Below are 20,988 nucleotides of genomic sequence, written 5' to 3'. Positions count from 1 at the left end.
CCTAGGGGAGATCAGCGCTGGACGCGTGGCGGGACACGGCGGCGAGCTTGTTGAGGGCGGCCTCGGACGGGGAGCCGGGTTCGGCGGCGTAGAGCATGAGGCGGCTCAGGTCGGGGTCGCCGGGGAGGTGCAGGGTCTCGTAGGGGAGCTCTAGTAATCCCACGTCGGGGTGGTGGATCTGCGCCTCGCCGTGGGTCAGGTCGGTCACGTGGTGGGCGGCCCACAACTCGGTGAAGTCGGCGCTACGGGTCAGCATCGTGTCGATGAGCGACGTCAGTTGCGGGTCGTCAGGGTCTTGGCCCAGGCGGTAGCGCAGGTAGGCGACGTTGCGGCACGCCACCGCCAGCCAGGTGTCGCCCAGGCGGGTCCGGTAGCCGGCGTTGAGGTGGATCTGATGCGTCCAGGTTCGCTCGCCGGGCGGGACGGCGGCCAGGTCGACGAAGACGGCGGCCGTGAGACGGTTCCACGCGACGACGTTGGTGTAGTGCCCGACGATGTACGCCGGGGCGTGGGTGATCGCGTTCAGCAGGTTCTGGAGCGGGGGACGCAGCCGCGGCGGCGCGCCGCGCGCCTCGGCGCGGGGCGGGTGCGCGAGGCGGTGCAGGTGGGTGCGTTCGTCGTCGTCCAGCCGGAGGGTGCGCGCGATGGCGTCCAGGATCTCGGCGGAGACGTTGTCGGCGTTGCCCTGCTCCAGCCGGATGTAGTACGCGACGCTCACGCCCGCGAGCTGCGCCAGTTCTTCCCGCCTGAGCCCGGGGACGCGGCGGCGCGTCCCGTATGAGCGGATGCCCACGTCGTCGGGTTGCAGGCGGCCGCGCCGCGACTTGAGGAATTCCCCCAGCTCGTTCCCCCTCATGCGCGCGAGCGTATCGGGCGCCGAGCCTGCTACTGGCGGTGGTACGAACCGGCGGGGGCTGGGTCCGCGCGGACGGCTCGGTGATCGTGAGGGGCACGCGATCACTGAGGAGTTGATGTCGATGAGCGTTGGCACCGATACCGGCGACCGGCCGGACGTGGTGACGGACCTGAAGGCGGACGTGACGCCGGGCTGGACGTCCGGCTGGGCCGTGCCGATGCAGCGTCCCAGCATCGGGTTCGAACCCAACTGGTCCGAGGAGGGCTTCTCGGGCCATCGGCTGCGGCAGGTGGTCCGGCTGACGGCGGGCGGCACGGCGGTGCGGGTCCGGCTGTCGAACCGGTACGGGGCGTCGCCGCTGGTCGTGGACGAGGTGACGGTGGGCGCCGTCCGGCCGGTCACGTTCGGCGGCGCGGGACGGGTCGTGATCCCGGCGGGCGGCGAGGTGACGGCCGACCGCGCCGACCTGGCCGTCGAGGCGCTCGGCTCGCTGACCGTGACGATGCGGCTGCCGGAGACCACCGGCCCGGCCACCGCGCATCTCCAGGCCTATGCGACGAGCTACCGGACCAGGGGCGACGGCTTCGAGGAGACGTCCCACTCCTGGTACTACCTGGCCGGGGTGGACGTCCTTGCGGACGATCCGGGCCCCGAAGCCGTCGCGGTCTTCGGCGATTCGATCACCGACGGCTTCGGTTCGACCGTCGATGCCGACGACCGCCTCACCGACCGGGTGGCCGAGCGGCTGGCGGCGTCCGGGCGGCCGCGTCCGGTACTGAACGCCGGGATCGGCGGAAACCTGATCCTTTCGGACTCGGCCTGGTTCGGGGAGAAGGCGCTCGACCGCTTCGACCGGGACGTCCTGGACCTCCCCCGGGTCGGCGCCGTGATCCTCTTCGGCGGGCTGAACGACTTCGGCTTCAGCGAGATCGACCTGCCCACCTACAAGCCCAACCCCCAGAGGACGGCCGACGAGCTCATCGCCGCGTATCGCGAGCTCATCGCCCGCGCCCGGGGCCGCGGCCTCACCGTCGTCGGCGCCACGATGCTGCCGATGAAGGGCGCGGAGTACTACACCGAGCGCTCGGCGGCCAAGATCCGCGCGTTCAACGCGTGGGTCCGCGCGTCCGGAGAGTTCGACGCTGTGGCCGACTTCCACCGCGCCGTCGCCGACCCGTCCGACCCCGAACGCCTGGACCCCGCCTACGACAGCGGCGACCACAAGCACCCGAACCCGTCCGGCTACCTGCGCATGGCCGAGGCCGTCGACCTCGACACCCTCTGAAGGAGACACCGACCATGGATCTCGAACTGACCGGCAGGGTCTATCTCGTCACCGGAGCCTCGGCCGGAATCGGGGAGGCCACCGCCCGGCTGCTGGCCGCCGAGGGCGCGAGCGTCGTCGGAGTGGCACGTTCCCCCAGGGACCTGGGGGAGGGCGTGACCACGGTCGCCGCCGACCTCACCGAGCCCGCCGCCGCGCAGCGCGCCGTCGACGCGACGCTCGACCGCCACGGCCGCCTCGACGGCCTGGTCAACAACGCGGCGGCGCTGACGTCCCGGATCGGCTTCCTCGACGTCACCGACGAGCAGTGGCACGACTCGTTCGAGCTGAACCTGCACGCGGCCGTCCGGATGACCAGGGCCGCGCTGCCCGCGCTGATCGACCAGGGCGCGGGGAGCCTGGTGCACGTGGCCAGCGAGGCCGCCCGCTTCCCCGACACTCCCCTGGTCGACTACGCGGCGGCCAAGACCGCGCTGCTCTCGGTCTCCAAGACCCTGGCGGGCGAGTTCGGCCGCTGCGGAATCCGCTCGAACGTCATCTCCCCCGGCCCCACCCGGACCCGACTGTGGGACGCCCCGGGTGGCTTCGCCGACCAGCTCGCCGCCCAGTACGGCCTCCCGGTGGACGAGGCCATCGAGCGATTCGTCCAACGGGAACGCCGCCTGCCCACCGGCCGCCTCGGCACCCCCGAAGACGTCGCCCGCGTCATCGCCTACCTTCTGTCCCCGTTGGCAAGCCAGGTGACCGGCGCCGAATGGTCAGTCGACGGCGGCGCCCTCCGCCAACTCTGACCCCCCGCGAGCGCGTCGATCGTCGCGATGCGGGACGCCCCACACGGGTGGGCGCCGGGCGACCCTTCCGGCTGAGCTGCGGGTGCCCCAGACGGGCGGACGCGGGATGGCCCATCCGGGCGGGCGTGGGGCGGCGCATACGGGGGACGGCGCATACGGGGGACGGCCCATACGGGTGGGCGGGTTGACGTGGGCGGGGGGTTTGCCTCGTGTCCCATCCAAGGGCGGCGCGATCGCGGGCGTGGCGGGCCCGCGTTTGGTCAGCCGGGGACCTTGTCGAGGAAACCGAGCACGCGGGAGACGCGGTGGTCGTCGGTCAGGACGGCCACGTCGAAGCCGACGGCCAGGGCCTCGCCGTCGGCGGGGCCGAGTTCCCAGGTGAACCTGGCGATGTCGTGGTGGGCGTCGACGTCCCCGGCCAGCCGGAAGGTGAGGCCGGGGAACTGGCCCTGCGCTCCGGCGATGGTCGCGTCGATGGCGTCGCGGCCCGCCGCGACGACCAGGGGGTCGGTGTAGACGCCGTCCTCGGTCCACAGCTCGTCGATGGCGGCGCGGCGCCCGGCCGGGTCGGTCTCGTTCCAGATGGCCAGGTAGCGTTCGATCAGCTCGCGGATGTCGCTCATTTCGTCCTCCTCCGGGATCTTCCCTGTCGACGCCGACGTTTCCAGGCGCGGCGCACAAGATCGATTACGTGGGAGGTCATGCCCGGGGATGATGTCGGATTTTCGCTAGTGGACGCCGGTGAGCATCGGTGATGCTGAGGTCATGCATGAAGACGTGGAGCGGTGCGTCCGGGCGGTCCAGTCCAAGGACGCCAGGTTCGACGGATGGTTCTTCACCGGGGTCGTGACCACCGGCATCTACTGCCGGCCCAGCTGCCCCGTGGTGCCGCCCAAGCCGAAGAACATGCGCTTCTACCCCAGCGCCGCCGCCGCCCAGCAGGCCGGGTTCCGCGCCTGCAAGCGCTGCCGCCCGGACACCAGCCCCGGCTCCCCCGAATGGAACCACCGGGCGGACGTCGTGGCGCGGGCCATGCGCCTGATCGCCGACGGGGTGGTCGACCGGGAGGGCGTCCCCGGGTTGGCGTCCCGGCTCGGCTACAGCACCCGCCAGATCGAACGCCAGCTCCAGGCCGAGCTGGGCGCGGGACCGTTCGCGCTCGCCCGCGCCCAGCGCGCCCAGACGGCCCGCCTGCTCATCGAGACCACCACGCTCCCGATGGGGGACGTCGCGTTCGCCGCCGGATTCGCCAGCATCCGGGCGTTCAACGACACCGTCCGCGAGGTGTTCGCGCTCACGCCGACCGAGCTGCGCGACCGCGTCTCCCGGGGGCACCCCGTGGCCACGTCGGGGACGCTGACACTCCGCCTGCCCTTCCGCGCACCGCTGTGCCCCGACAACCTCTTCGGGCATCTGGCCGCCACCGGCGTCCCCGGCGTCGAGGAGTGGCGGGACGGCGCCTACCGCCGCACGCTCCGCCTCCCCCACGGCCCCGGCGTCGTCACGCTGAGCCCCCGGCCCGATCACGTGGCCTGCGCGCTCCGGCTGAGCGACCTCAGGGACCTGACGATCGCGATCAGCCGCTGCCGCTGGATGCTCGACCTGGACGCCGATCCCGTCGCCGTCGACGACCTGCTGCGCGCCGACCCCGTCCTGGCCCCGCTGGTCGGCAAGGCGCCGGGACGCCGCGTCCCGCGCACCGCCGACCCGGACGAGTTCGCCGTCCGCGCGGTCCTCGGCCAGCAGGTCTCGACCGCCGCCGCCCGGACGCACGCCGCCCGGCTCGTCGCCGCCCATGGAGAGCAGGTCGACGACCCGTCCGGGGGGCTCACGCACCTGTTCCCGAGCGCCGAGGCGCTGGCCGAGCTCGACCCGGCCACCCTCGCCTTCCCCCGGTCGCGCCGCACCACGCTGACGACCCTCGTCGCCTCCCTCAACTCCGGCGAGATCGACCTCGGCGTCGGCAGCGACTGGGAGACGGCCCGCGCCCGTCTCGCCGAACTGCCCGGCGTCGGCCCCTGGACGGTCGAGTCGATCGCCATGCGCACGCTCGGCGACCCCGACGCCTTCATCCCGTCCGACCTGGGCATCCGGGCGGCGGCCCGCGACCTCGGGCTGCCCACCACACCGGCGGCCCTCACCCGGCGTGCCGCGCGGTGGCGTCCGTGGCGGGCCTACGCCGTCCAGTACCTGTGGGCCACGGGCGATCACCCCATCAACCACCTCCCCTCCTAGTGCAAGGATTCAGGCGATGTCAGATCGAGCCCATACCGTCCTGGAAGACACCCCCGTTGGCCCGCTCACCCTTGTGGCGACCAACGGCGGGCTCTCCGGGCTCTTCATGAACCTCCAGCGCCACCGGCCCCCCGAGGAGACCTTCGGGGTCTTCGAGCCCGACACGTCCGTCGAGCCGTTCGGCACCGTCATCGCCCAGCTCGGGGCCTACTTCGCGGGCGAACTGACCGACTTCGACGTCCCCCTGGAACTCCAGGGCACGCCCTTCCAGCGCCAGGTCTGGGACGCTCTCCAGGAGATCCCTTACGGGGAGACCACCACGTACGGCCAGCTCGCCGGGGAGCTCGGCAAGCCCAGCGCCTCCCGCGCCGTGGGGCTGGCCAACGGGCGCAACCCCATCAGCATCATCGTCCCGTGCCACCGGGTGGTCGGCTCCACTGGCAGCCTCACCGGCTACGGGGGCGGCCTGGAGCGCAAGCGCTTCCTGCTCGACTTCGAACGCCGCCTGAACCCGTCCCAGCTCTTCTAGAGCCGGTTCAGCCTGGCGGCCAGGGCGAACAGGACCCCGCCGACCATGAACCAGGGCTCGTAGAGGAACGTGACGAAGTGCTCGTTCGTGCTGAGATCGGACGCCGCACGCGTCCCCGCGGCCAGGGAGACCCAGTCCGGGACGCTCGGCAGGGCATGCACGATCAGCAGGGCCGCCGTCGTCCACACACCCACCTTGATCAGGCGGCGCCCGGCCCACGGCCGCACGAGCCCGACCGCCAGCGCCGCCGCCACCAGCGAGACCGGAATCGCGATCACATCGATGACCAGCAGGGGCAGGTTGTCGAAGAGGTCGAGGTCGGCGGGCAGCCCCGCCTGCCCGCCCAGCACCCAGTACACGTGGACGAGCGAGAACACGACGCCCCAGGTCGCCGCCGCGTACGGGGCCCACGGGCGTCCGGGCCGGGAGAACTGTGCGATGTCCATGCCTCGACCCTCTCCCACCGCCCGGTCGCGCGGCCTCCATCCCCGGAGCGGCCCTCCTCCCCCGAGCGAGGGAAATGTCCCACGCAGCGGTTAGCGTGAGCGCGAAGGCACCATCGAAGGGAAGGAGCACCGTGGAGTTCCGGGTCGAACGTCATACGCTCGCCGACGCCGTGGCGTGGGCGGCTCGCACGCTGCCGTCACGTCCGGCGCTTCCGGTGCTCGCGGGCATGCTGATCGAGGCGTCCGCCGACGGCCTCACGCTGGCCGGGTTCGACTACGAGGTGTCGGCCCGCTCGGAGATCGAGGCCGAGGTCGCCGAGCCGGGGCGCGTCCTGGTGCCCGGACGCCTCCTGGCCGAGATCGTGCGCAACCTCCCTCCCCACCCCGTGGACGTCGCGCTCAAGGGCGCCGAGGTCGTGGTCCGCTGCGGCAGCGCCGAGTTCGGGCTCCAGACCATGCCGGTCGAGGACTACCCGTCCCTCCCCGAGCCGCCCGCCGTCGCCGGAACCATCCCCGGCGACGTCTTCGCGGCCGCCGTCGCCCAGGTCACGCCCGCCTCCGGACGCGACGACACGCTCCCCATGCTGACCGGCGTCCGGGTCGACATCGAGGGCGAGACCATGCGGCTGGCCTGCACCGACCGCTACCGCATCGCGGCCCGCGAACTGGCCTGGTCCCCCACCGCCCCCGAATTCACCGCGGGCATCGTCGTCCCGGCCAAGACCCTGGCCGACACCGCCAAGGCGATCCGCCCGGGCGCCGAGGTCACCATCGGCCTCGCCGACACCCTCATCGGCGTCTCCGGCGGCGGACGCAGCATGACGTCCCGCCTCCTGGACGACCAGTTCATCGACTACCGCTCGCGCCTCACCGGCACCTGGGAGTCCACCGCCCGCGTCCGCACCGCCCCCTTCGTCGAGGCGATCAAGCGGGTCGCCCTGGTGACCGAGCGCAACACCCCGGTCCGCCTGGCCTTCTCCGCCGACGAGGTCCAGATCCGCGCCGCCTCCGGCGACGCCGCCCGAGCCAACGAAAGCCTCCCCGCCACCCTCTCCGGCCAAGAGATCGACATCGCCTTCAGCCCCCAATACCTCCTCGACGGCCTCGCGGGCGTCGACACCGAGTTCGCCCGCCTCGAATGCACCGGCCCCACCAAGGCCGCCCTCCTGACCGCCATCCCCGACTCCGGCGACGACGACCAAGCCCCCGACCCAACCGCCACCACCGGCTTCCGCTACCTGGTCATGCCCGTCCGCCTAACCGCCTGACCCCCACCCCACCCACCCCCCGTCATCCCGCCCCCGCGCGAGACCACCCGCCTCGCCCGCGCGCGGCGACACGGCCTTTCGCCCCGCGCCCGCCTCGTCCTGTGCCCGGCCCGCCCGACGCCCGTTCGTTCCGCGCGCGGCTTGTTCCGCGCTCGGCACGGCCACCCCTGGCACGTTCACTCCCCGCGTGTCCGCGCTTGGGGTGGGTTTTTGTGTGGGCGGAATAGGGGGTGGGTGGGGGTGGCTTGATCGGGTATGGGTTCTGCTTTGTTTGATCCGCGGGCGTTGCTGGCGGAGAGTCGGCTTGGGGTTCTGGCGACGATCAAGGGGAACGGGGTGCCGCAGCTTTCGCCGGTGATGCCGTTCTATGACCGGGACGCCGAGGTCATCCATGTGTCGATCACCGAGGGGCGGGCCAAGACGGCGAATCTGCGGCGCGATCCTCGGGCGGCGCTGGAGGTCACCAGTTCCGACGGGCGGGCGTGGGCGACGGCCGAGGGGGCGGTGCGGCTCACCGGGCCGGGGGACGATCCGCGCGGTGCCGAGGTGGACGCGCTGGTCGACTACTACCGGCTCGCCGCCGGTGAGCATCCCGACTGGGACGAGTACCGGACGGTCATGGTGGCCGACCGCCGGGTCCTGATGACGATGACCGTCGAGCACGTGTACGGCGAGAGGCTCGGCTGACGGCTCAGATGTCGGTGGTCTGGGCGGGGATGGTCGGGCTGTCGGTGCGCTGGTCCTGAGTGGTGTGCTGGCGGGTTCCGGCCATCCAGATCTGGCCCGGGGCGGGGCTGGCCGACGCCAGCCAGACGGCCGTGTCGGGCGAGGGGGCCATGCGCCAGTGGCGGCCGTCGTAGTGGGCCAGCTCGCCCTGGCCGCCCGCCACCCAGATGTCGGTGGGCGAGAGGGCCGTGACGGTGTTCGCGGCGGTGACGGGTGACTTGACCCGTGACCATTTGCGGCCGTTCCAGCGCAGGACGCGGTCGCGGCCGACGGCCCACGCCTCGTCGGGGGTGAGGGCGGCGACGTCCGTCAGGGGGAACCGGGTGGACGGGCACGGGACGCGTGTCCAGGAGCGGCCGTCGTAGTGGACGATCAACGCCGAGCGATCCTCGGCGCCGACGGCCCAGATGTCGTCGGGCGCGGTGCCGGAGACGGCCAGGAGCTTGCCCTTGGCCACCTGGGGCATCGGGGCCGGACGCCATTCGCCGGCCGTCCAGTGGACGGCGACGGGGCCATGGCCGACGGCCCAGGCGTCGCCGTTGAGGATCGTGACGTCGTTGAGGACGTGGCCGTCCAGTTCCGGCGCGGTCTGGGGCGTCCAGGACGACCCCGTCCAGTGCCGGACGAGCGGGACCTCGGTCCGGGTGAGGCGGTTGTAGGCGCCGCCGACGGCGATCGCGCGGCCATCGGGGGAGCAGGCGATGCCGAGGATGCCCGCGCCGAGGTGGGCGGGGTCGTCGGGAGGGTTGGGTGGGAGGGTCCACGCTGTTCCGTCCCAGTGGGCGGTCAGGGGGCGCTGGCCGGCGTTCCCGGCGACCCAGACCTGGGTCGGTGTGGCGGCCGCGACGCTGGTCAGCAGGTGCGGCTCCGCGATGACCAGGGGGGCGGCCAGGCGCCAGACGGCGCCGTTGGAACGCACCATGACCGCGCCCGTGACCCCTGGAGTCTGCTGTGGTCTCACCTAGCGCCCCTCGATGAGCGTTCTCACACCCCTACAACGTTCCCGCCCCACCGGCCCGTTCCCCTACAGGTCGAGCACGGCGAGCACGAACCGGAGGCCGCCGTCCCCGTCGTTACCGTACGCGTGCGGGCGGTCCCCGGCGAACACGGCGGCGGTGCCGGTCTCGATCGTCTGGCGCCGCCCGTCCACGTGCAGGGTCAGCGTCCCCTCCTCGACGTACACGATTTCCTTCGTACCCGGAACATGGGCCTCGCTCTCGCGCAGCTCGCCGGGGTTGAGCCGCCAGTGCCACAGCTCCAGGGACGGACGCGGCTCGCTGCCCGCCAGCAGGGTGCCGGTGCCGCCCTCGGGGCCGCGCCACAGGGTGACCTGCCGTCCCGGGGCGAACGTGCGGATGGCGGGCTCCTCCTCGACCTGGACGAGCCGGACCAGCGGCACCCCCAGCGCGTCGGCGATGCGGCAGAGCGTGCCGAGGTTGGGGTTGCCGCGTCCCTGTTCGAGACCGACCAGGACGCCCTTGCTGACGCCCGCGCGTCCGGCCAGCTCGTCCAGGCTCCAGCCGTGCCCGGCGCGCAGGGACCGGACGGTCCGGGCGACCGCCTCGCCGATCGCCGCCTGCTCGCTCACCTTTCGCCTCCGTTGCGTCGGTCGTTACATTGTTCTATATAGTGCATTAAAATGACCGCTGGGAGGATCCGCAGTGCTGGAACAGATTGTCATCGACGATGCCGTCCGGGAGCTCCGTCCGGGCGTCGCCGTCCTCGTCCTCACCGCGGCGGGCCTGGTCAACGGGCCGAGCGACGACGAGTCCGCGCAGTGGCTGACGGTGGCGGCCAAGGAGGCGCAGGGCGCGGAGGACCATCCGCACATCATGGCGTGGCGCGAGGCGTACCGCGCGTTCGGCGCCAAGCCGCAGCGCACCCGGCCGTCGGTGGACGCCCTGATCCGCCGCGCCGACGCGCTTCCGGCGATCAACAAGGTCGTCGACGCCTACAACGCGGTCAGCGTCGAGTACGTCCTGCCCGTGGGAGGCGAAGACCTCGACGCCTACGTGGGCCCGGCCCGTCTCGTGCGCGCGCGGGGGGACGAGCCCTTCGACACGGCCGCGGGCGTGGAGCACCCGTCCGAGGGCGAGGTCGTGTGGCGGGACGACCAGGGCGTCACCTGCCGCCGCTGGAACTGGCGCCAGTGCGTGCGCACCCGGCTCACCGAGTCGACGACGAACGCCCTCTTCCTGCTGGAACGGCTGGAGCCCTACCCGATCGAGCGCCTCAACGAGGCGGGCGAGGCCCTCGCCGAGCGGCTGCGCACGATCACCCCGGACGTCCGGATCCAGAGCCGTCTCCTATGGTGACCGTCCTCGCCCTGGGGGCCGCGCTCGCCTACGGCGTCGCCGACTTCCTCGGCGGCGCCGTCGCGCGGCGGTCGTCGGCCCTCAGGGCCCTGCTGTGGTGCGTCCCGACGGGCCTGGTCCTGGTGCTGATCGCCACGCTGATCGTCGGCGGCAGCCCGACGCCGGCCTCGCTGGCCTGGGGATTCGGCGCAGGAGCCGCCGGTGGCCTCGGCCTCATCGCCTTCTACCGGGCCCTGGCCCGCGGCCCCATGAGCGTCGTCGCGCCGGTCTCCGCGCTGGCGGCGGCCGTCCTGCCGATCGCGGTCGGGACGATCCGCGGCGAGCGTCTGGAACCCGGCGTGGTCGCGGGCGTCCTGCTCTGCCTGGTCGCGATCGTCCTGGTCAGCATGGAGGAGGGCACGGAGGCAGAGGACACCTCCGCCCCGCGCGGACCCCTGGACAACGGCCCGCTGATGGCCGGAGTCTCCGGCGTCTGCTTCGGGATCTTCTTCGTGTTCCTGCGCGAGGCCGGGGACGGCGGCGGCCTCTGGCCCCTGGTCGCCGCCCGGACGGGCAACCTGGTCGTGGTCCTGGCCGCGCTGCTCGTCCTGACCCGGTTGCGCGGCCTTTCCGCCGGGCCTCCGGTGTCCGGACGGCTCATGATCGCCTTGGCGCTGCTCTCGGGCGCGCTGGACGCGGGAGCCAACGCGCTGTACTTCATCGCGTCCCAGCACGGCATGCTCAGCCTGGCCGCCGTCCTGACCTCGCTCTATCCCGCGATCACCGTGCTGCTGGCCCGGATCGCCTACGCTGAACGCCTCCGGGTGGTCCAGCGCGTCGGGCTGGCCGTCGCGGTCGCCGGGGTCGCCCTGGTGACCGTCGGCTGACCGGAAGAGGCCAGGCGACGAACCGCACCGCCGGAGGGACGCTCTCAACCCGACGAGGACGACGAAAGGATCGCCATGCGCAAGACGCTCGCGTTCGGCGGAATCGCGGCCGGTCTGCTCATGACGGCCGGGGCCCTGACGGCGGGTACCGGGTCGGGGACCGGGCCCGACGAGGGCCTGCTGGGCATGACCCGTCCCGCCCTGATCTTCATCTCGGGCCACGGGACCGAGGGCGAGCGCACCGAGCCCGCGGGCGTGGCCTCCGGCGATGGCACGCTCCTCCCCGCCGAGACCGAGGCCCCGGCCGCCCCCCGTCCCGCCGCCTGAGGCCGGCCCGTTCGCCGGGGGGTCAGTAGACCAGCAGGCGGCGCGGGAACGTGAGGTCTCCGGTCGGGGTGTCGGCCGGGTCGTCGGCGAAGGACGACGGCCAGTGGCCCGCCTCGTACCAGTTCCACTGCTCGACCAGGTCGTCGGGCACGTCCCAGCCGCGGGCCAGCACGCACACGATCAAGGCGGCCACATGGGCGGCCTCCCAGACGCACAGCGTCGGACCGTGCCAGGAGTCCTGGTCCGGTTCGAACGGGACGGCCGTGCGGGCGCGGTCCATCACCGCGGCGTGGACGCGGTCGAACAGCTCCTGGTCGGGGTCGACGTGGTCGCGGATCTCCTGGTACGCCTCGGCGAACGCCTCACCCAGGGGGTTCTCCGGGCCCGGCCAGTCGTCCCAGTCGTGGATGCGCACGCACCCGGCGTCCCAGCGCGACGGCCTGCCCAGGTTGGCGAACCAGGCGACGCCGTCGAGGGCGCGTTCGAACTCGTCCGGCGTGCGGGCGCCCAGCGGACGGCCGAGGCGGGAGTTGGCGATCGTCAGGGCCATGATCTGCGACACGCGGGGGGCTCCTTCGCCGACGGGCACAGAAACGGCCCCTGGACCGTCGAGGAAGGTCAGAGGCCGTTCGGGTGGCGGTGGTGGTGGGATTCGAACCCACGGAAGCTTGCACTTCACACGCTTTCGAGGCGTGCGCCCTCGTCCACTAGGCGACACCACCGCGGGAGAGCCTACCCGAATCGGCGGCGCGCGAAGAACTCGGTGAGCACAGAGCCGCACTCGTCGGCCATGACCTCGGCGATGACCTCGGGACGGTGGTTGAGGCGCCGGTCGCGGACCACGTCCCACAGGGAGCCCACCGCGCCCGCCTTCGGGTCGACGGCGCCGTAGACGACCCGGTCGACGCGGGCCTGGACCGACGCCCCGGCGCACATCGTGCACGGTTCGAGGGTGACCACCAGGGTGCAGCCGCCCAGCCGCCAGCCGCCCAGCCGGGACGCGGCGGCGCGCATCGCGACGATCTCGGCGTGCCCGGTCGGGTCGGTGCTGCGCTCGCGGTCGTTGCGCCCGGTGCCCAGGACCTCGCCGGTGGGGCCCAGGACCACGGCGCCGACCGGGATCTCGCCCTCCGCCGCGGCGCGGCGCGCCTCGTCCAGGGCCAGGCGCATGGCGGGGCCGAACTCGTCGATCACCGAATCAGTCACGCAGGCGGCCGAACTCCTCGCCGAAGCCCGCCAGGTCGGCGACGGTGAGCAGCGCGTCCCCGGGGAACGCGCGGTCGCCCAGCTCGCTGAGGCGGTCGGCCGCGACACCGAGGTCGGCGAGCAGCGCGGGGTCGCCCGCCGGGTCGCCGTCGGGGATCTCGCCGACCAGCGGCTGGAGGAGCCCGCCGAGGCCGTCCTCCCTGACGGTGGAGACGAACGCCCGGGGCTCGGCCTCGCCGTCCAGCCTGACCAGGGCGAACCAGTCGTCGTTCTCCTCGATCAGCAGCAGGACGGGGTCGCCGTAGGACTCGACGGCCGCCTCGCGCATGAGGTCGGAGACGTCGTCGAAGCCCTCGGCCTCGGCGAGGACGGCCTCGGTCCCCACCCAGCCTTGCGGGGTGCGGGCGAAGACGGCGGCGAAGGAGGACACCCGCTCATTGTCGCTCACAGGGAACCGCTGGTCACGCCCCTTATGCGGGACGGCCGCCGGTCTCGGGCCGGGGTCAGGCGATCGCGTCGAGAGCGCGTTCGAACGCCGGGGCGAATCCGAGGCGTCCGGCGACGCTCAGCAGCATCTCGTCCGGGTAGAGCTCCAGGTCGCCGGAGATGGCGCCGAGCTCCATCTCGTCCAGCCCCAGATCGGTGAAGATCGACATGTCGCCGACCGGCAGGACCTGGTCGAGCTCCTCGTCCTCGGGGATCGGGATGTCGAGATAGTCGAGGACCTGCCCGGCCAGCGGCCAGTCGACCGAGGCGGTGACGTCGGAGAGGAACACCATCTCCTCGTCGCCCAGCAGCCGGATCGCGACGAAGAAGTCGTCGCCCACCGACACCAGCCCGATCGTGCCGCCGAGGCTCGGCTGCTGGCGCAGGGCATGGATCAGCCCCGAAAGGTCTTCGGTCAGAGCGACGGGGAGGACCTCGGCCTCCCAGCTGTCGTCCTCGCGATACACCACGACGGCGAAGTCCGTCGCGTCAACATCCGTCATTTCCACCCCACCGGCGCCGATCCTGCCAGGGAATGGTCGCAGATGCCGGGCGCCCTCGCGCACCCCACACCCAAACCGGCGGGCATACCTCCGGTGAAATGTGAGGACGTCGCTGGTCGTGGCGTGTTTGTCCCGTCCAAAGCGCTTGCGGCGCCCGGCGTGTCAGGACCTGTCAATGGATTCGGAACGTCCGGCGGCGCAGGGCCGCGTGGATACGGGCCCGGCGCGAGCGGTGCGGGGTCACGCGGCGGCGCAGCTCGCGCGCCTCGGCCAGTTCCCTGAGGAAGATCGCGCGGCGACGCAGATGCTCGCGGACCCTCTCGTCGGAGACCTCGGCCGCCGGCTGTTCACCCGCATCCGGGGGGACGGCGTCGGCCGCCGACCCCTCGGCCGCGCGCTCCGGCTGTTGATCGCGATCTCGGCTCATAGCGGCATCGTGCCCAGCTCAGTGGGCTTTACCCTCCACCTTGACGTGCCTGGCCGTCCAGCATACGTGGGCTACGGTGACCCCATGCAGACCCTCGCCGTCGATCATCCCCTCGTCGCGCACAAGCTCACGACCCTCCGCGACGAGCGCACCGACTCGCCCACGTTCCGCCGTCTCGCGGACGAGCTGGTCACCCTCCTGGCCTACGAGGCCACCCGCGACGTGCGGGTCGCCCCGGCCACCGTCCCCACCCCCCTGGCCCCCGCCCAGGGCGTCCAGCTGGCCAGCCCCAAGCCGCTCGTGGTGCCGATCCTGCGCGCCGGACTCGGGATGCTGGACGGGATGACGCGGCTGCTCCCCACCGCCGAGGTCGGCTTTCTCGGCATGATCCGCGACGAGGGCACCCTGCAGGCCCAGACGTACGCGACCCGGCTGCCCGACGACCTGTCCGGACGCCAGTGCTACGTGCTCGACCCGATGCTCGCCACCGGCGGCACCCTGGCCGCGGCGATCAAGCTCCTGTTCGACCGCGGGGCGGACGACGTCACGGCGCTGTGCCTGCTGGCCGCGCCCGAGGGCCTGGCGTACCTCGAGCAGGCGTTCGAGGGCACCGACGCCCCGATCCGCGTGGTCACGGCCGCGATCGACTCGCACCTGAACGAGCAGGGCTTCATCCTGCCCGGCCTCGGCGACGCGGGAGACCGTCTCTACGGCGTCGTCTGACGTCCCACCCTCACGTGTTCACCCACCGTCACCTTGGGTAGTAACCAGCTACGGAACGCATTGTTCGTTCCCCTCCGTCGCTCCGGCATGGGGGACCGTTGGGACCGGGGCGGCGTGAGCGAGGCTCGAGGGAAGCGTGATGGCTCACCAAGGGGACAGTGAACGACGCGCACATGACGAGATCGGCGATCGCCTCAACGAGGAGTTCTCCGGCGTCCACCCCACCGACACGGTGGCCCGCTGCGTCGCCGCGGCGCGGCACGGGGCCCAGGAGGTGACGGGTGCCGCCCCGGACGACCTGGTCGAACGCATAGCCCGCAAGCACCTCCAGGTGCTCGCCATAGTCGCCGCCGAGAAACGCCGCCACTCTCCCCGGACGACCACGGGCAACACCCCCTAACCCCACACGGGGACGGGGACCCGGCGGTGGAGATCCGTGGGCGGTGCGTTACGGGCAACGCGCTCTGATGCCACACGGGGGCGGCGGCCCGGCTGTGGAGATCCGGGGGGGCCGGGGTACGGGCAACGCGCCTGATGTCGCGCGGGGACGGGAACCCGGCCGTGGACATCCGGGGGGTACGGGCAACATCCCCTCATGCCGCGGGGGTGGGAACCCGGTCGTGGAGTTCGTGGGAGTACGGGCAACGCGCCCTGACGCCGCGCGGGGCGGGGGCCCGGCTGTGGAGATCACGTGGGGTGGGGGTTACGGGCAACGCGCCCTGAGCGTGCTTTGATGCCGATCGGGCCTGTGCGAAACTGACCAGGGGTCTGTGGGTCATCGCGCTCCGGGAGGCATTAGTGCCCGCCAAGAAGTACGCAACGTGGGTCGCCGTGGCCTTCGTCGCCTTCTATGTGTTCCAGCAGCCGGAAGGGGCCGCCAAGTCGGTGCACAATGTCGCGGACGGTCTCGCCTCGGCCGCCGGTTCGGTGGCGACCTTCGTGAACGCGATCGGCGCTTGAGGCCGGCATGAGGCTGGTGACGCCCGGTGACTCCGCCCCGGCGTCGGTAAACAAGTATCTGCTACCGCACGAGACTCAGGTGATCACGGTCCGGCGGCATCCGGCCGTGCTCATGCTGCCCGTCGGTCTGGTGCTCGGCGGCCTCATCGTCGCCGGGGTCCTGACCAACGTCTCCACCCCCGAGAGCAACGGCGTGATCAACGGCGTCTGGTGGGCCTGGCTGCTGCTTCTGGCCTGGTTCGTCTGGCGGGTCGCCGAATGGTCGGTCGACTACTTCGTGATCACCAACCAGCGCATGCTGCTGACCACGGGCCTGATCACCCGCAAGGTGGCGATGATGCCGCTGGCCAAGGTCACCGACATGAGCTTCCGCCGGTCGATCGCGGGACGGATGCTCGGCTACGGCGAGTTCGTCCTGGAGTCCGCCGGTCAGGACCAGGCACTGCACACCGTCGACTACCTCCCCTATCCCGAACAGCTCTATCTCGAGGTCTGCGAGATGATCTTCCCGAACAAGAACCCCTCCGACGACTGACCAGAGTCGGATACGGTGTGGTACAAGATCGTGCTACCGGCCACCCGCCGAACCACGCCGGCATCGCGGTCCGTACCACTCCAATAGAGGGCGGACGGGGGTCTGACCGGAGATCGCGTATTGCCGCTTCGTTACTCACCATGTGCGTCAAGCGGCAATGTGCAATCATGTCGGCACCCCAGCCGCCTGATTACTTCCGCTAAGTGAGTCCACATGCCGGGTCCAGGCAACGTCGGCGAACGTGTCCGCAACCTGCGGCTGACCAGACGCTTGTCGCAGGCACAGCTCGCAGGTCACGATCTTTCCGACAGCTACATCTCGTTGATCGAGTCGGGCAAGCGAACGCCCACGCCGACCGTTCTGCGCATGCTCGCCGAACGTCTCGGCTGCACGCCTGAATACCTCGCCGAGGGCGTCGAGCCGGAGCAGCGCGCCCATCTCGAGGTCCGCGAGCGGCACGCGCACCTGGCCCTGCTGAGCGGCGACGCCGTCACGGCCGAGGCCGGGTTCGACGAGGTCATCGCGCGCAGCGACGATCCCGATCTCACGTCCCGCGCCCGCTCGGGCCGGGCCCGCGCGCTGGAGGAGCTGGGCCGCACCGACGAGGCCATCGCGCTCTTCGAGGAGCTGCGCGAGCAGGCCGAGCGCGACCCGGGCCGCGTCAGCTGGCTGCCCCCGGTGAGCGCGCTGGCACGCTGCTACCACCTGGTCGGCGACCTCGGCCAGGCCATCGCGCTCGCCGAGCGCGCCCTGGCCAGGCTGCGCGAGCTCGGCCTTTCCGGCGGCCGCGAGCACACCGAGATCGGCCGTGTGCTGCTGCTCGCCTATGTCGACCGTTCCGAGGCCGAGCGCGCGCATGAGCTCGGACGGACGCTGCTGGGCCCCGGCGCCTCCGAAGGCGACGACCCGAGCGTCCAGTACCGCCGCGCCAGCACCCGCGCCCTGGACGAGGGGGCGATCGGCGACTCCCTCCACCTGGCCGACCAGGCGCTGGCCGCCTGGCACGGCGAGACGCCCGTCCGCGCCCAGGCCAGGCTCAACCTGGCCGGTGCCAGGGCGCTGCTGCGGGGAGTGCCGCCGTTCGCGTCCGAATGGCAGGAGCCCAGCGACGCCACCGCCGCCAAGGCCGCCGAGGAGGCCGTCGCGCTGCTGCGGGCCGCCGCGTCCGGCCTCGAAGGCGAAGAGGCCACCGAAAGCACCATCGAACAGGCGCGCGCGCTCGTCCTCCTGGGCGAGCCGGAGCGGGCGATCTCCGTCCTGGAGGAGTTCCTGGACGCGGGCATGGCCCTCGCGCCCCCCGGGGGCATCGCGGACATCGCCCCGCAACCGGGCGACGACCTGGCCGTCCGCATCCGCAAGACCGCCCAGGCGCGCCTCGTCCTGGCCCGCGCCCGCCTCGCCCAGAGCGACGCCACCGCCGCGCTCGTCGTCCTGCGCGCGGCCGCGGGGCAACTGGACGGCCTGCCGCCCGGACGTCCCGCCGCCAACGTCTTCCGCGAGATGGGCGAACTGTTCGAGGCCGCCGGCGATTTCGACGGCGCCACGGCGTCCTATCGCCAGGCCCTGGAGGCCGCCGGACTACGTCATGCCCGCCCCCAGACGGCGAGCTGTGATTTCGGTCTCGTTTAAAACCTAGAAAAACGGCCGCTGGGGTCCCAGAAACGCTGCGCGAGCGGCAACTCTGGGGCCCCGGCGGCCGTTCTCCTCTCGTCCGGCCGGTATGGAATCAGCCCGCCCATGGTCCTAACATGGAGACATGGGATGATTGGCTGACCGGAGGAGGGATTTCGTGACACTGCGAACGGCACGCCGCTCGTCACTGGTCGAGCAGGTGATCGACCAGCTGAAGACCGAGATCGCCGCAAGCTCCTGGCCGGTCGGCGCCAAGATCCCACCCGAGCCCGTCCTGTCGGAGAGCTTGGGCGTCGGACGCAACACCGTCCGCGAGGCCATCCGCGCCCTCACCCACACCGGACTCCTCGAATGCCGCCAGGGCGACGGCACCTACGTCCGCGCCACCAGCGAACTCTCCGGCGCCGTCCGCCGCCGCCTGGAGACGGCCGAGCTGATCGAGATCCTCGAAGTCCGACGCGGCCTGGAGGTCGAGGCCGCCCGCCTGGCCGCCGTCCGCCGCACCGAGGCCGACCTCGCCGCCATCAGCGAGGCCCTGGCCCGCCGCTCAGCCACCTACGCCGCCGGAGCCCACGCGGAGTTCGTCGAGGCCGACCTGGCGTTCCACACGGCCGTCGTCGAGGCCACCCACAACCGCGTCCTGACCGACCTTTACCGCGACTTCAGCGACGCCCTGCGGGCCAGCATCGGCGAGGCCGGAAACCTCCTGAGGCACGCCGACATCCCCCACGAACCCATAGCGTCCGCCATAGCCGCCGGCAACGCCGAAGCCGCCGCCCAAGCCACCCACTCCTGCCTAGACCAAATCCTCGCCTCCACCACCTAGCACCCCAGGTGTAGGCGCCTTCACACCGATCATCGGGCACACGCCCAGACGTCACGACCTAACGGGACGCCGGACGCCGCAGCGGGCGACTGCGAAGCAGGGGCCGCCGAACGGCGGGAGCCGCGTCGCAGGGCCGGGGCGAGCGGGCGCTGGGCTCTGAAACCGGGCAGCGGCACGCCAGGTCGGGCCGCCCGGGGCGTTTGGACGGGGCCACAGGGCGTGTGGGCCCGGGCCCGGGCCGCCGGACAGCTCTGCGGGGCTCGGGACGGCGCTGCGGGGCCGGGAACGCAACGCGGCGCCGCATGGGCGCGTTGTGCGGGCGCGGCGGCCGGGACCCAGGGAACCAGGCGGCGTGCGTGCTGTGCGGCGTGGGCTGAGAGCGGCGGACAGCAGGGCTTGGGGCCGCACCGCGAGGCGCGGGATCACACTGCCCTGGGGCGCTGCGTGGCATGGCGGCCCACCACATTGCGGGACGCAGAGGGCCGGGCTGCAGGACAGGAGCCGGGTTGAAGATCACCTGGCACCCCGGGGAGTTGCGGGACGGCTCCGCCCGAAAAACGAAATCGAGCAATCGCGTTGCGAGGCCGTCCGGGACGACGACGTCCAGGGGACCCAGGAGCGCGCGTGCACCACCAAACGAACCGACGAAGGCGAAATGCGTACCACTCACCGTCCGACCGCGATCTGGGCTCTGATCGGCCTGGTCCTGCTGACCATCAACCTGCGGGCAGCGATCACGGGCATCCCTCCGATGCTCGGCGACCTGCGCGAGACGTTCGGGCTGTCCGGCGTCGAGGTCAGCGTCCTGACCACCCTTCCGGTGCTGTGCCTGGGCGCGTTCGCGTCGCTCGCTCCCGTCCTCGCCCGCCGTTTCGGTACCGAGACCGCCATCGCCGCCGCGCTCACGCTGATCACGCTCGGAGTGGTGGTGCGGGCGCTTCCGGCCGAGACGGCCCTTTTCGCGGGGACGGTTCTGGCCGGGGCAGGGATCGCCATGGGCAACGTGCTCACGCCCGCCGTGATCAAGCGCGTCTTCCCGGACCGCGTCGGCTCCCTCACGGGCCTCGCCATGATGCTGATGGCAGCCAGCGGCGCGATTGCCGCAGGACTCGCCGTCCCGCTGGCCTCGGCCACTGGATGGCGCATCGCTCTGACCGCCTGGGCGGTCCCGTCGCTGATCGGCGTCCTCGTCTGGGGCCCGCTGGCCCTCCGCGGCCGTCGCGCCGCTCCTGAGCGTTCTGAGGCCGTCCCGGCGCCCGAGGAGGGGTCCCTGCTGCGGTCGCCGCTCGCGTGGAACGTGGCGGGCTTCATGGGCATGGCCTCGCTGATGTTCTACGTCCTGATGTCGTGGCTGCCCGAGGTCATGCGCGACCAGGGCTACTCGGCCGCCGAGTCCGGAGCGATGATCTCGGTCATGATGATCATCGGCATCCCGCTGGGCTTCCTCGTGCCCGTCTTCGCCGCCCGCATGCGTGACCAGCGCGTTCTCGTCGCGGGAGTGGGCGTCGCCATGATGGTCGGCCTCTTGGGCGTCCTGCTCGTCCCGGCGGCGGGCTGGGCGTGGGTCTCGATCCTCGGCCTCGCCACCGGCAGCGCCTTCCCGCTCGCCTACACCCTGCTCAGCCTCCGCTCCCCGACCCCCGCCATCGCCGCACGCCTCTCCGGCATGGCCCAAACCGGCGGCTACCTCCTGGCGGGCCTGGCGCCCTTCGGCTTCGGTCTCCTCCACACCACCACGAACGGCTGGACGCTCCCCCTCTCCGTCCTCCTGCTCCTGGTCGTCCCCGAGGTCATCTTCGGCCTCTTCGCAGCCCGTCCCACCTACATCCGCCCCACCACCGTCCAGCCCGACCGAGACCGCCAACGCATTCAGGAACCAGCCCCAGCCGCCCGCTAACCCCAAACAAGACACGCGAACGGCTGCGCGCCGACGGCTCTCAGCCCGGCTCGGCCGTGGCGAGTGAAGCTCGTGTGCGGGGAGGCCTTGGCTGGTGGGACGAAAGCTGGGCGTCGGCTGGGCTGGCGCGTTCGTCGATGTCAGTCGCG

At 72.2% G+C, this 20,988-nt stretch carries 26 protein-coding genes and 1 tRNA gene; 16 read left to right on the top strand and 11 right to left on the bottom strand.

Going from position 1 to position 20,988, the window contains the following annotated elements:
* Window position 1: 1 nt before the first annotated feature.
* Window positions 2-856 (bottom strand): helix-turn-helix domain-containing protein, encoded by an 855-nt coding sequence (locus ACQPY4_RS41375; RefSeq protein ID WP_433330831.1) that lies wholly within the window; start codon window positions 854-856, stop codon window positions 2-4.
* Between the two features lie 121 nt (window positions 857-977).
* On the opposite strand from ACQPY4_RS41375, the gene ACQPY4_RS41370 reads away from it, so the two are divergent.
* Together ACQPY4_RS41370 and ACQPY4_RS41365 are read left to right on the top strand one after the other, a co-directional pair.
* A complete protein-coding gene (locus ACQPY4_RS41370; RefSeq protein ID WP_433330829.1) occupies window positions 978-2,141 on the top strand; it encodes an SGNH/GDSL hydrolase family protein in 1,164 nt (387 codons plus the stop codon).
* Window positions 2,142-2,155: 14 nt separating this feature from the next.
* Complete coding sequence (locus tag ACQPY4_RS41365) at window positions 2,156-2,932, top strand: SDR family NAD(P)-dependent oxidoreductase (RefSeq protein ID WP_433330827.1); 777 nt, start codon at window positions 2,156-2,158, stop codon at window positions 2,930-2,932.
* Between the two features lie 260 nt (window positions 2,933-3,192).
* On the opposite strand, the gene ACQPY4_RS41360 is transcribed toward ACQPY4_RS41365, so the two are convergent.
* On the bottom strand, window positions 3,193-3,555 hold the full coding sequence (locus ACQPY4_RS41360; RefSeq protein ID WP_433330825.1) for a nuclear transport factor 2 family protein: 363 nt from the start codon (window positions 3,553-3,555) through the stop codon (window positions 3,193-3,195).
* Between the two features lie 142 nt (window positions 3,556-3,697).
* Between ACQPY4_RS41360 and ACQPY4_RS41355 the strand changes: the two genes are divergently transcribed.
* Together ACQPY4_RS41355 and ACQPY4_RS41350 are read left to right on the top strand one after the other, a co-directional pair.
* Window positions 3,698-5,167, top strand: coding sequence for a DNA-3-methyladenine glycosylase 2 family protein (locus ACQPY4_RS41355; RefSeq protein WP_433330823.1), 1,470 nt, complete (start codon window positions 3,698-3,700; stop codon window positions 5,165-5,167).
* Between the two features lie 16 nt (window positions 5,168-5,183).
* A complete protein-coding gene (locus tag ACQPY4_RS41350; protein WP_433330821.1) occupies window positions 5,184-5,696 on the top strand; it encodes a methylated-DNA--[protein]-cysteine S-methyltransferase in 513 nt (170 codons plus the stop codon).
* On the opposite strand, the gene ACQPY4_RS41345 is transcribed toward ACQPY4_RS41350, so the two are convergent.
* Window positions 5,693-6,142: a DUF3995 domain-containing protein gene (locus ACQPY4_RS41345; protein ID WP_433330819.1), complete on the bottom strand. Its 450-nt coding sequence runs from the start codon at window positions 6,140-6,142 to the stop codon at window positions 5,693-5,695. The genes ACQPY4_RS41350 and ACQPY4_RS41345 overlap by 4 nt on opposite strands.
* 131 nt (window positions 6,143-6,273) lie before the next feature.
* Between ACQPY4_RS41345 and dnaN the strand changes: the two genes are divergently transcribed.
* Window positions 6,274-7,410: a DNA polymerase III subunit beta gene (gene dnaN / locus ACQPY4_RS41340; protein WP_433330817.1), complete on the top strand. Its 1,137-nt coding sequence runs from the start codon at window positions 6,274-6,276 to the stop codon at window positions 7,408-7,410.
* A 255-nt stretch (window positions 7,411-7,665) separates the two neighbouring features.
* On the top strand, window positions 7,666-8,097 hold the full coding sequence (locus tag ACQPY4_RS41335) for a PPOX class F420-dependent oxidoreductase (protein WP_433330815.1): 432 nt from the start codon (window positions 7,666-7,668) through the stop codon (window positions 8,095-8,097).
* A gap of 4 nt (window positions 8,098-8,101) precedes the next feature.
* Here ACQPY4_RS41335 and ACQPY4_RS41330 read toward each other — a convergent pair whose 3' ends face one another.
* Complete coding sequence (locus ACQPY4_RS41330; RefSeq protein WP_433330813.1) at window positions 8,102-9,097, bottom strand: WD40/YVTN/BNR-like repeat-containing protein; 996 nt, start codon at window positions 9,095-9,097, stop codon at window positions 8,102-8,104.
* A 63-nt stretch (window positions 9,098-9,160) separates the two neighbouring features.
* A complete protein-coding gene (locus tag ACQPY4_RS41325) occupies window positions 9,161-9,724 on the bottom strand; it encodes a helix-turn-helix domain-containing protein (RefSeq protein WP_433330811.1) in 564 nt (187 codons plus the stop codon).
* A gap of 73 nt (window positions 9,725-9,797) precedes the next feature.
* On the opposite strand from ACQPY4_RS41325, the gene ACQPY4_RS41320 reads away from it, so the two are divergent.
* From ACQPY4_RS41320 to ACQPY4_RS41310, 3 genes are all read left to right on the top strand, one after another.
* Window positions 9,798-10,451 carry a B3/B4 domain-containing protein gene (locus tag ACQPY4_RS41320; protein WP_433330809.1) on the top strand — a complete coding sequence of 218 codons (654 nt, stop codon included), beginning with the start codon at window positions 9,798-9,800 and terminating at the stop codon, window positions 10,449-10,451.
* A complete protein-coding gene (locus ACQPY4_RS41315) occupies window positions 10,445-11,317 on the top strand; it encodes an EamA family transporter (protein ID WP_433330807.1) in 873 nt (290 codons plus the stop codon). Before ACQPY4_RS41320 ends, ACQPY4_RS41315 begins: the two co-directional genes overlap by 7 nt.
* A gap of 75 nt (window positions 11,318-11,392) precedes the next feature.
* Window positions 11,393-11,644, top strand: a complete 252-nt coding sequence (locus ACQPY4_RS41310; protein ID WP_433330805.1) for a hypothetical protein — start codon at window positions 11,393-11,395, stop codon at window positions 11,642-11,644.
* A 22-nt stretch (window positions 11,645-11,666) separates the two neighbouring features.
* Here the strand turns inward: ACQPY4_RS41310 and ACQPY4_RS41305 are convergent, their stop codons facing one another.
* The 6 genes from ACQPY4_RS41305 to ACQPY4_RS41280 all read right to left on the bottom strand — a co-directional run bounded on the left by ACQPY4_RS41305 (window position 11,667) and on the right by ACQPY4_RS41280 (window position 14,266).
* Window positions 11,667-12,206: a hypothetical protein gene (locus tag ACQPY4_RS41305; protein WP_433330803.1), complete on the bottom strand. Its 540-nt coding sequence runs from the start codon at window positions 12,204-12,206 to the stop codon at window positions 11,667-11,669.
* 72 nt (window positions 12,207-12,278) lie between these two features.
* Window positions 12,279-12,366, bottom strand: a tRNA-Ser gene (locus ACQPY4_RS41300).
* A 10-nt stretch (window positions 12,367-12,376) separates the two neighbouring features.
* Window positions 12,377-12,814 carry a tRNA adenosine(34) deaminase TadA gene (gene tadA / locus ACQPY4_RS41295; protein ID WP_433339230.1) on the bottom strand — a complete coding sequence of 146 codons (438 nt, stop codon included), beginning with the start codon at window positions 12,812-12,814 and terminating at the stop codon, window positions 12,377-12,379.
* 28 nt (window positions 12,815-12,842) lie between these two features.
* Window positions 12,843-13,280 (bottom strand): hypothetical protein, encoded by a 438-nt coding sequence (locus ACQPY4_RS41290; RefSeq protein WP_433330801.1) that lies wholly within the window; start codon window positions 13,278-13,280, stop codon window positions 12,843-12,845.
* A 73-nt stretch (window positions 13,281-13,353) separates the two neighbouring features.
* On the bottom strand, window positions 13,354-13,839 hold the full coding sequence (locus tag ACQPY4_RS41285; RefSeq protein WP_433330799.1) for a tRNA adenosine deaminase-associated protein: 486 nt from the start codon (window positions 13,837-13,839) through the stop codon (window positions 13,354-13,356).
* Between the two features lie 172 nt (window positions 13,840-14,011).
* Window positions 14,012-14,266 (bottom strand): hypothetical protein, encoded by a 255-nt coding sequence (locus ACQPY4_RS41280; RefSeq protein ID WP_433330797.1) that lies wholly within the window; start codon window positions 14,264-14,266, stop codon window positions 14,012-14,014.
* Window positions 14,267-14,350: 84 nt separating this feature from the next.
* On the opposite strand from ACQPY4_RS41280, the gene upp reads away from it, so the two are divergent.
* The 7 genes from upp to ACQPY4_RS41245 all read left to right on the top strand — a co-directional run bounded on the left by upp (window position 14,351) and on the right by ACQPY4_RS41245 (window position 20,839).
* Entirely contained in the window at window positions 14,351-14,989 is a 639-nt protein-coding gene (gene upp, locus ACQPY4_RS41275; protein WP_433330795.1) for a uracil phosphoribosyltransferase, read from the top strand.
* Between the two features lie 139 nt (window positions 14,990-15,128).
* On the top strand, window positions 15,129-15,389 hold the full coding sequence (locus ACQPY4_RS41270; RefSeq protein ID WP_433330793.1) for a three-helix bundle dimerization domain-containing protein: 261 nt from the start codon (window positions 15,129-15,131) through the stop codon (window positions 15,387-15,389).
* 398 nt (window positions 15,390-15,787) lie between these two features.
* Window positions 15,788-15,949: a hypothetical protein gene (locus tag ACQPY4_RS41265; RefSeq protein WP_433330791.1), complete on the top strand. Its 162-nt coding sequence runs from the start codon at window positions 15,788-15,790 to the stop codon at window positions 15,947-15,949.
* Window positions 15,950-15,956: 7 nt separating this feature from the next.
* Window positions 15,957-16,484: a PH domain-containing protein gene (locus ACQPY4_RS41260; RefSeq protein ID WP_433330789.1), complete on the top strand. Its 528-nt coding sequence runs from the start codon at window positions 15,957-15,959 to the stop codon at window positions 16,482-16,484.
* A 213-nt stretch (window positions 16,485-16,697) separates the two neighbouring features.
* Window positions 16,698-18,113: a helix-turn-helix domain-containing protein gene (locus ACQPY4_RS41255; protein ID WP_433330787.1), complete on the top strand. Its 1,416-nt coding sequence runs from the start codon at window positions 16,698-16,700 to the stop codon at window positions 18,111-18,113.
* Between the two features lie 160 nt (window positions 18,114-18,273).
* Window positions 18,274-18,942, top strand: coding sequence for a FadR/GntR family transcriptional regulator (locus ACQPY4_RS41250; protein ID WP_433330785.1), 669 nt, complete (start codon window positions 18,274-18,276; stop codon window positions 18,940-18,942).
* A 655-nt stretch (window positions 18,943-19,597) separates the two neighbouring features.
* Window positions 19,598-20,839 (top strand): CynX/NimT family MFS transporter, encoded by a 1,242-nt coding sequence (locus tag ACQPY4_RS41245; protein ID WP_433330783.1) that lies wholly within the window; start codon window positions 19,598-19,600, stop codon window positions 20,837-20,839.
* Window positions 20,840-20,988 lie beyond the last annotated feature (149 nt).

The organism is Spirillospora sp. CA-294931 (genome assembly GCF_050946795.1).
GTDB lineage: Bacteria > Actinomycetota > Actinomycetes > Streptosporangiales > Streptosporangiaceae > Spirillospora.
The sequence above is the reverse complement of the archived record's forward strand: the minus strand, read 5'-3'. Positions and strand labels throughout refer to the sequence as shown.

What these genes read in the sequence shown, in the direction of transcription:
- ACQPY4_RS41255 (WP_433330787.1), top strand. Translation starts at nt 16,698, where the DNA reads ATGCCGGGTCCAGGCAACGTCGGCGAACGTGTCCGCAACCTGCGGCTG.
- ACQPY4_RS41315 (WP_433330807.1), top strand. Translation starts at nt 10,445, where the DNA reads ATGGTGACCGTCCTCGCCCTGGGGGCCGCGCTCGCCTACGGCGTCGCC.
- ACQPY4_RS41335 (WP_433330815.1), top strand. Translation starts at nt 7,666, where the DNA reads ATGGGTTCTGCTTTGTTTGATCCGCGGGCGTTGCTGGCGGAGAGTCGG.
- ACQPY4_RS41270 (WP_433330793.1), top strand. Translation starts at nt 15,129, where the DNA reads ATGGCTCACCAAGGGGACAGTGAACGACGCGCACATGACGAGATCGGC.
- ACQPY4_RS41310 (WP_433330805.1), top strand. Translation starts at nt 11,393, where the DNA reads ATGCGCAAGACGCTCGCGTTCGGCGGAATCGCGGCCGGTCTGCTCATG.
- ACQPY4_RS41355 (WP_433330823.1), top strand. Translation starts at nt 3,698, where the DNA reads ATGCATGAAGACGTGGAGCGGTGCGTCCGGGCGGTCCAGTCCAAGGAC.
- ACQPY4_RS41285 (WP_433330799.1), bottom strand. Translation starts at nt 13,839, where the DNA reads ATGACGGATGTTGACGCGACGGACTTCGCCGTCGTGGTGTATCGCGAG.
- ACQPY4_RS41245 (WP_433330783.1), top strand. Translation starts at nt 19,598, where the DNA reads ATGCGTACCACTCACCGTCCGACCGCGATCTGGGCTCTGATCGGCCTG.
- ACQPY4_RS41260 (WP_433330789.1), top strand. Translation starts at nt 15,957, where the DNA reads ATGAGGCTGGTGACGCCCGGTGACTCCGCCCCGGCGTCGGTAAACAAG.
- ACQPY4_RS41375 (WP_433330831.1), bottom strand. Translation starts at nt 856, where the DNA reads ATGAGGGGGAACGAGCTGGGGGAATTCCTCAAGTCGCGGCGCGGCCGC.
- ACQPY4_RS41365 (WP_433330827.1), top strand. Translation starts at nt 2,156, where the DNA reads ATGGATCTCGAACTGACCGGCAGGGTCTATCTCGTCACCGGAGCCTCG.
- ACQPY4_RS41345 (WP_433330819.1), bottom strand. Translation starts at nt 6,142, where the DNA reads ATGGACATCGCACAGTTCTCCCGGCCCGGACGCCCGTGGGCCCCGTAC.
- ACQPY4_RS41280 (WP_433330797.1), bottom strand. Translation starts at nt 14,266, where the DNA reads ATGAGCCGAGATCGCGATCAACAGCCGGAGCGCGCGGCCGAGGGGTCG.
- ACQPY4_RS41360 (WP_433330825.1), bottom strand. Translation starts at nt 3,555, where the DNA reads ATGAGCGACATCCGCGAGCTGATCGAACGCTACCTGGCCATCTGGAAC.
- ACQPY4_RS41350 (WP_433330821.1), top strand. Translation starts at nt 5,184, where the DNA reads ATGTCAGATCGAGCCCATACCGTCCTGGAAGACACCCCCGTTGGCCCG.
- tadA (WP_433339230.1), bottom strand. Translation starts at nt 12,814, where the DNA reads ATGCGCCTGGCCCTGGACGAGGCGCGCCGCGCCGCGGCGGAGGGCGAG.
- ACQPY4_RS41370 (WP_433330829.1), top strand. Translation starts at nt 978, where the DNA reads ATGAGCGTTGGCACCGATACCGGCGACCGGCCGGACGTGGTGACGGAC.
- upp (WP_433330795.1), top strand. Translation starts at nt 14,351, where the DNA reads ATGCAGACCCTCGCCGTCGATCATCCCCTCGTCGCGCACAAGCTCACG.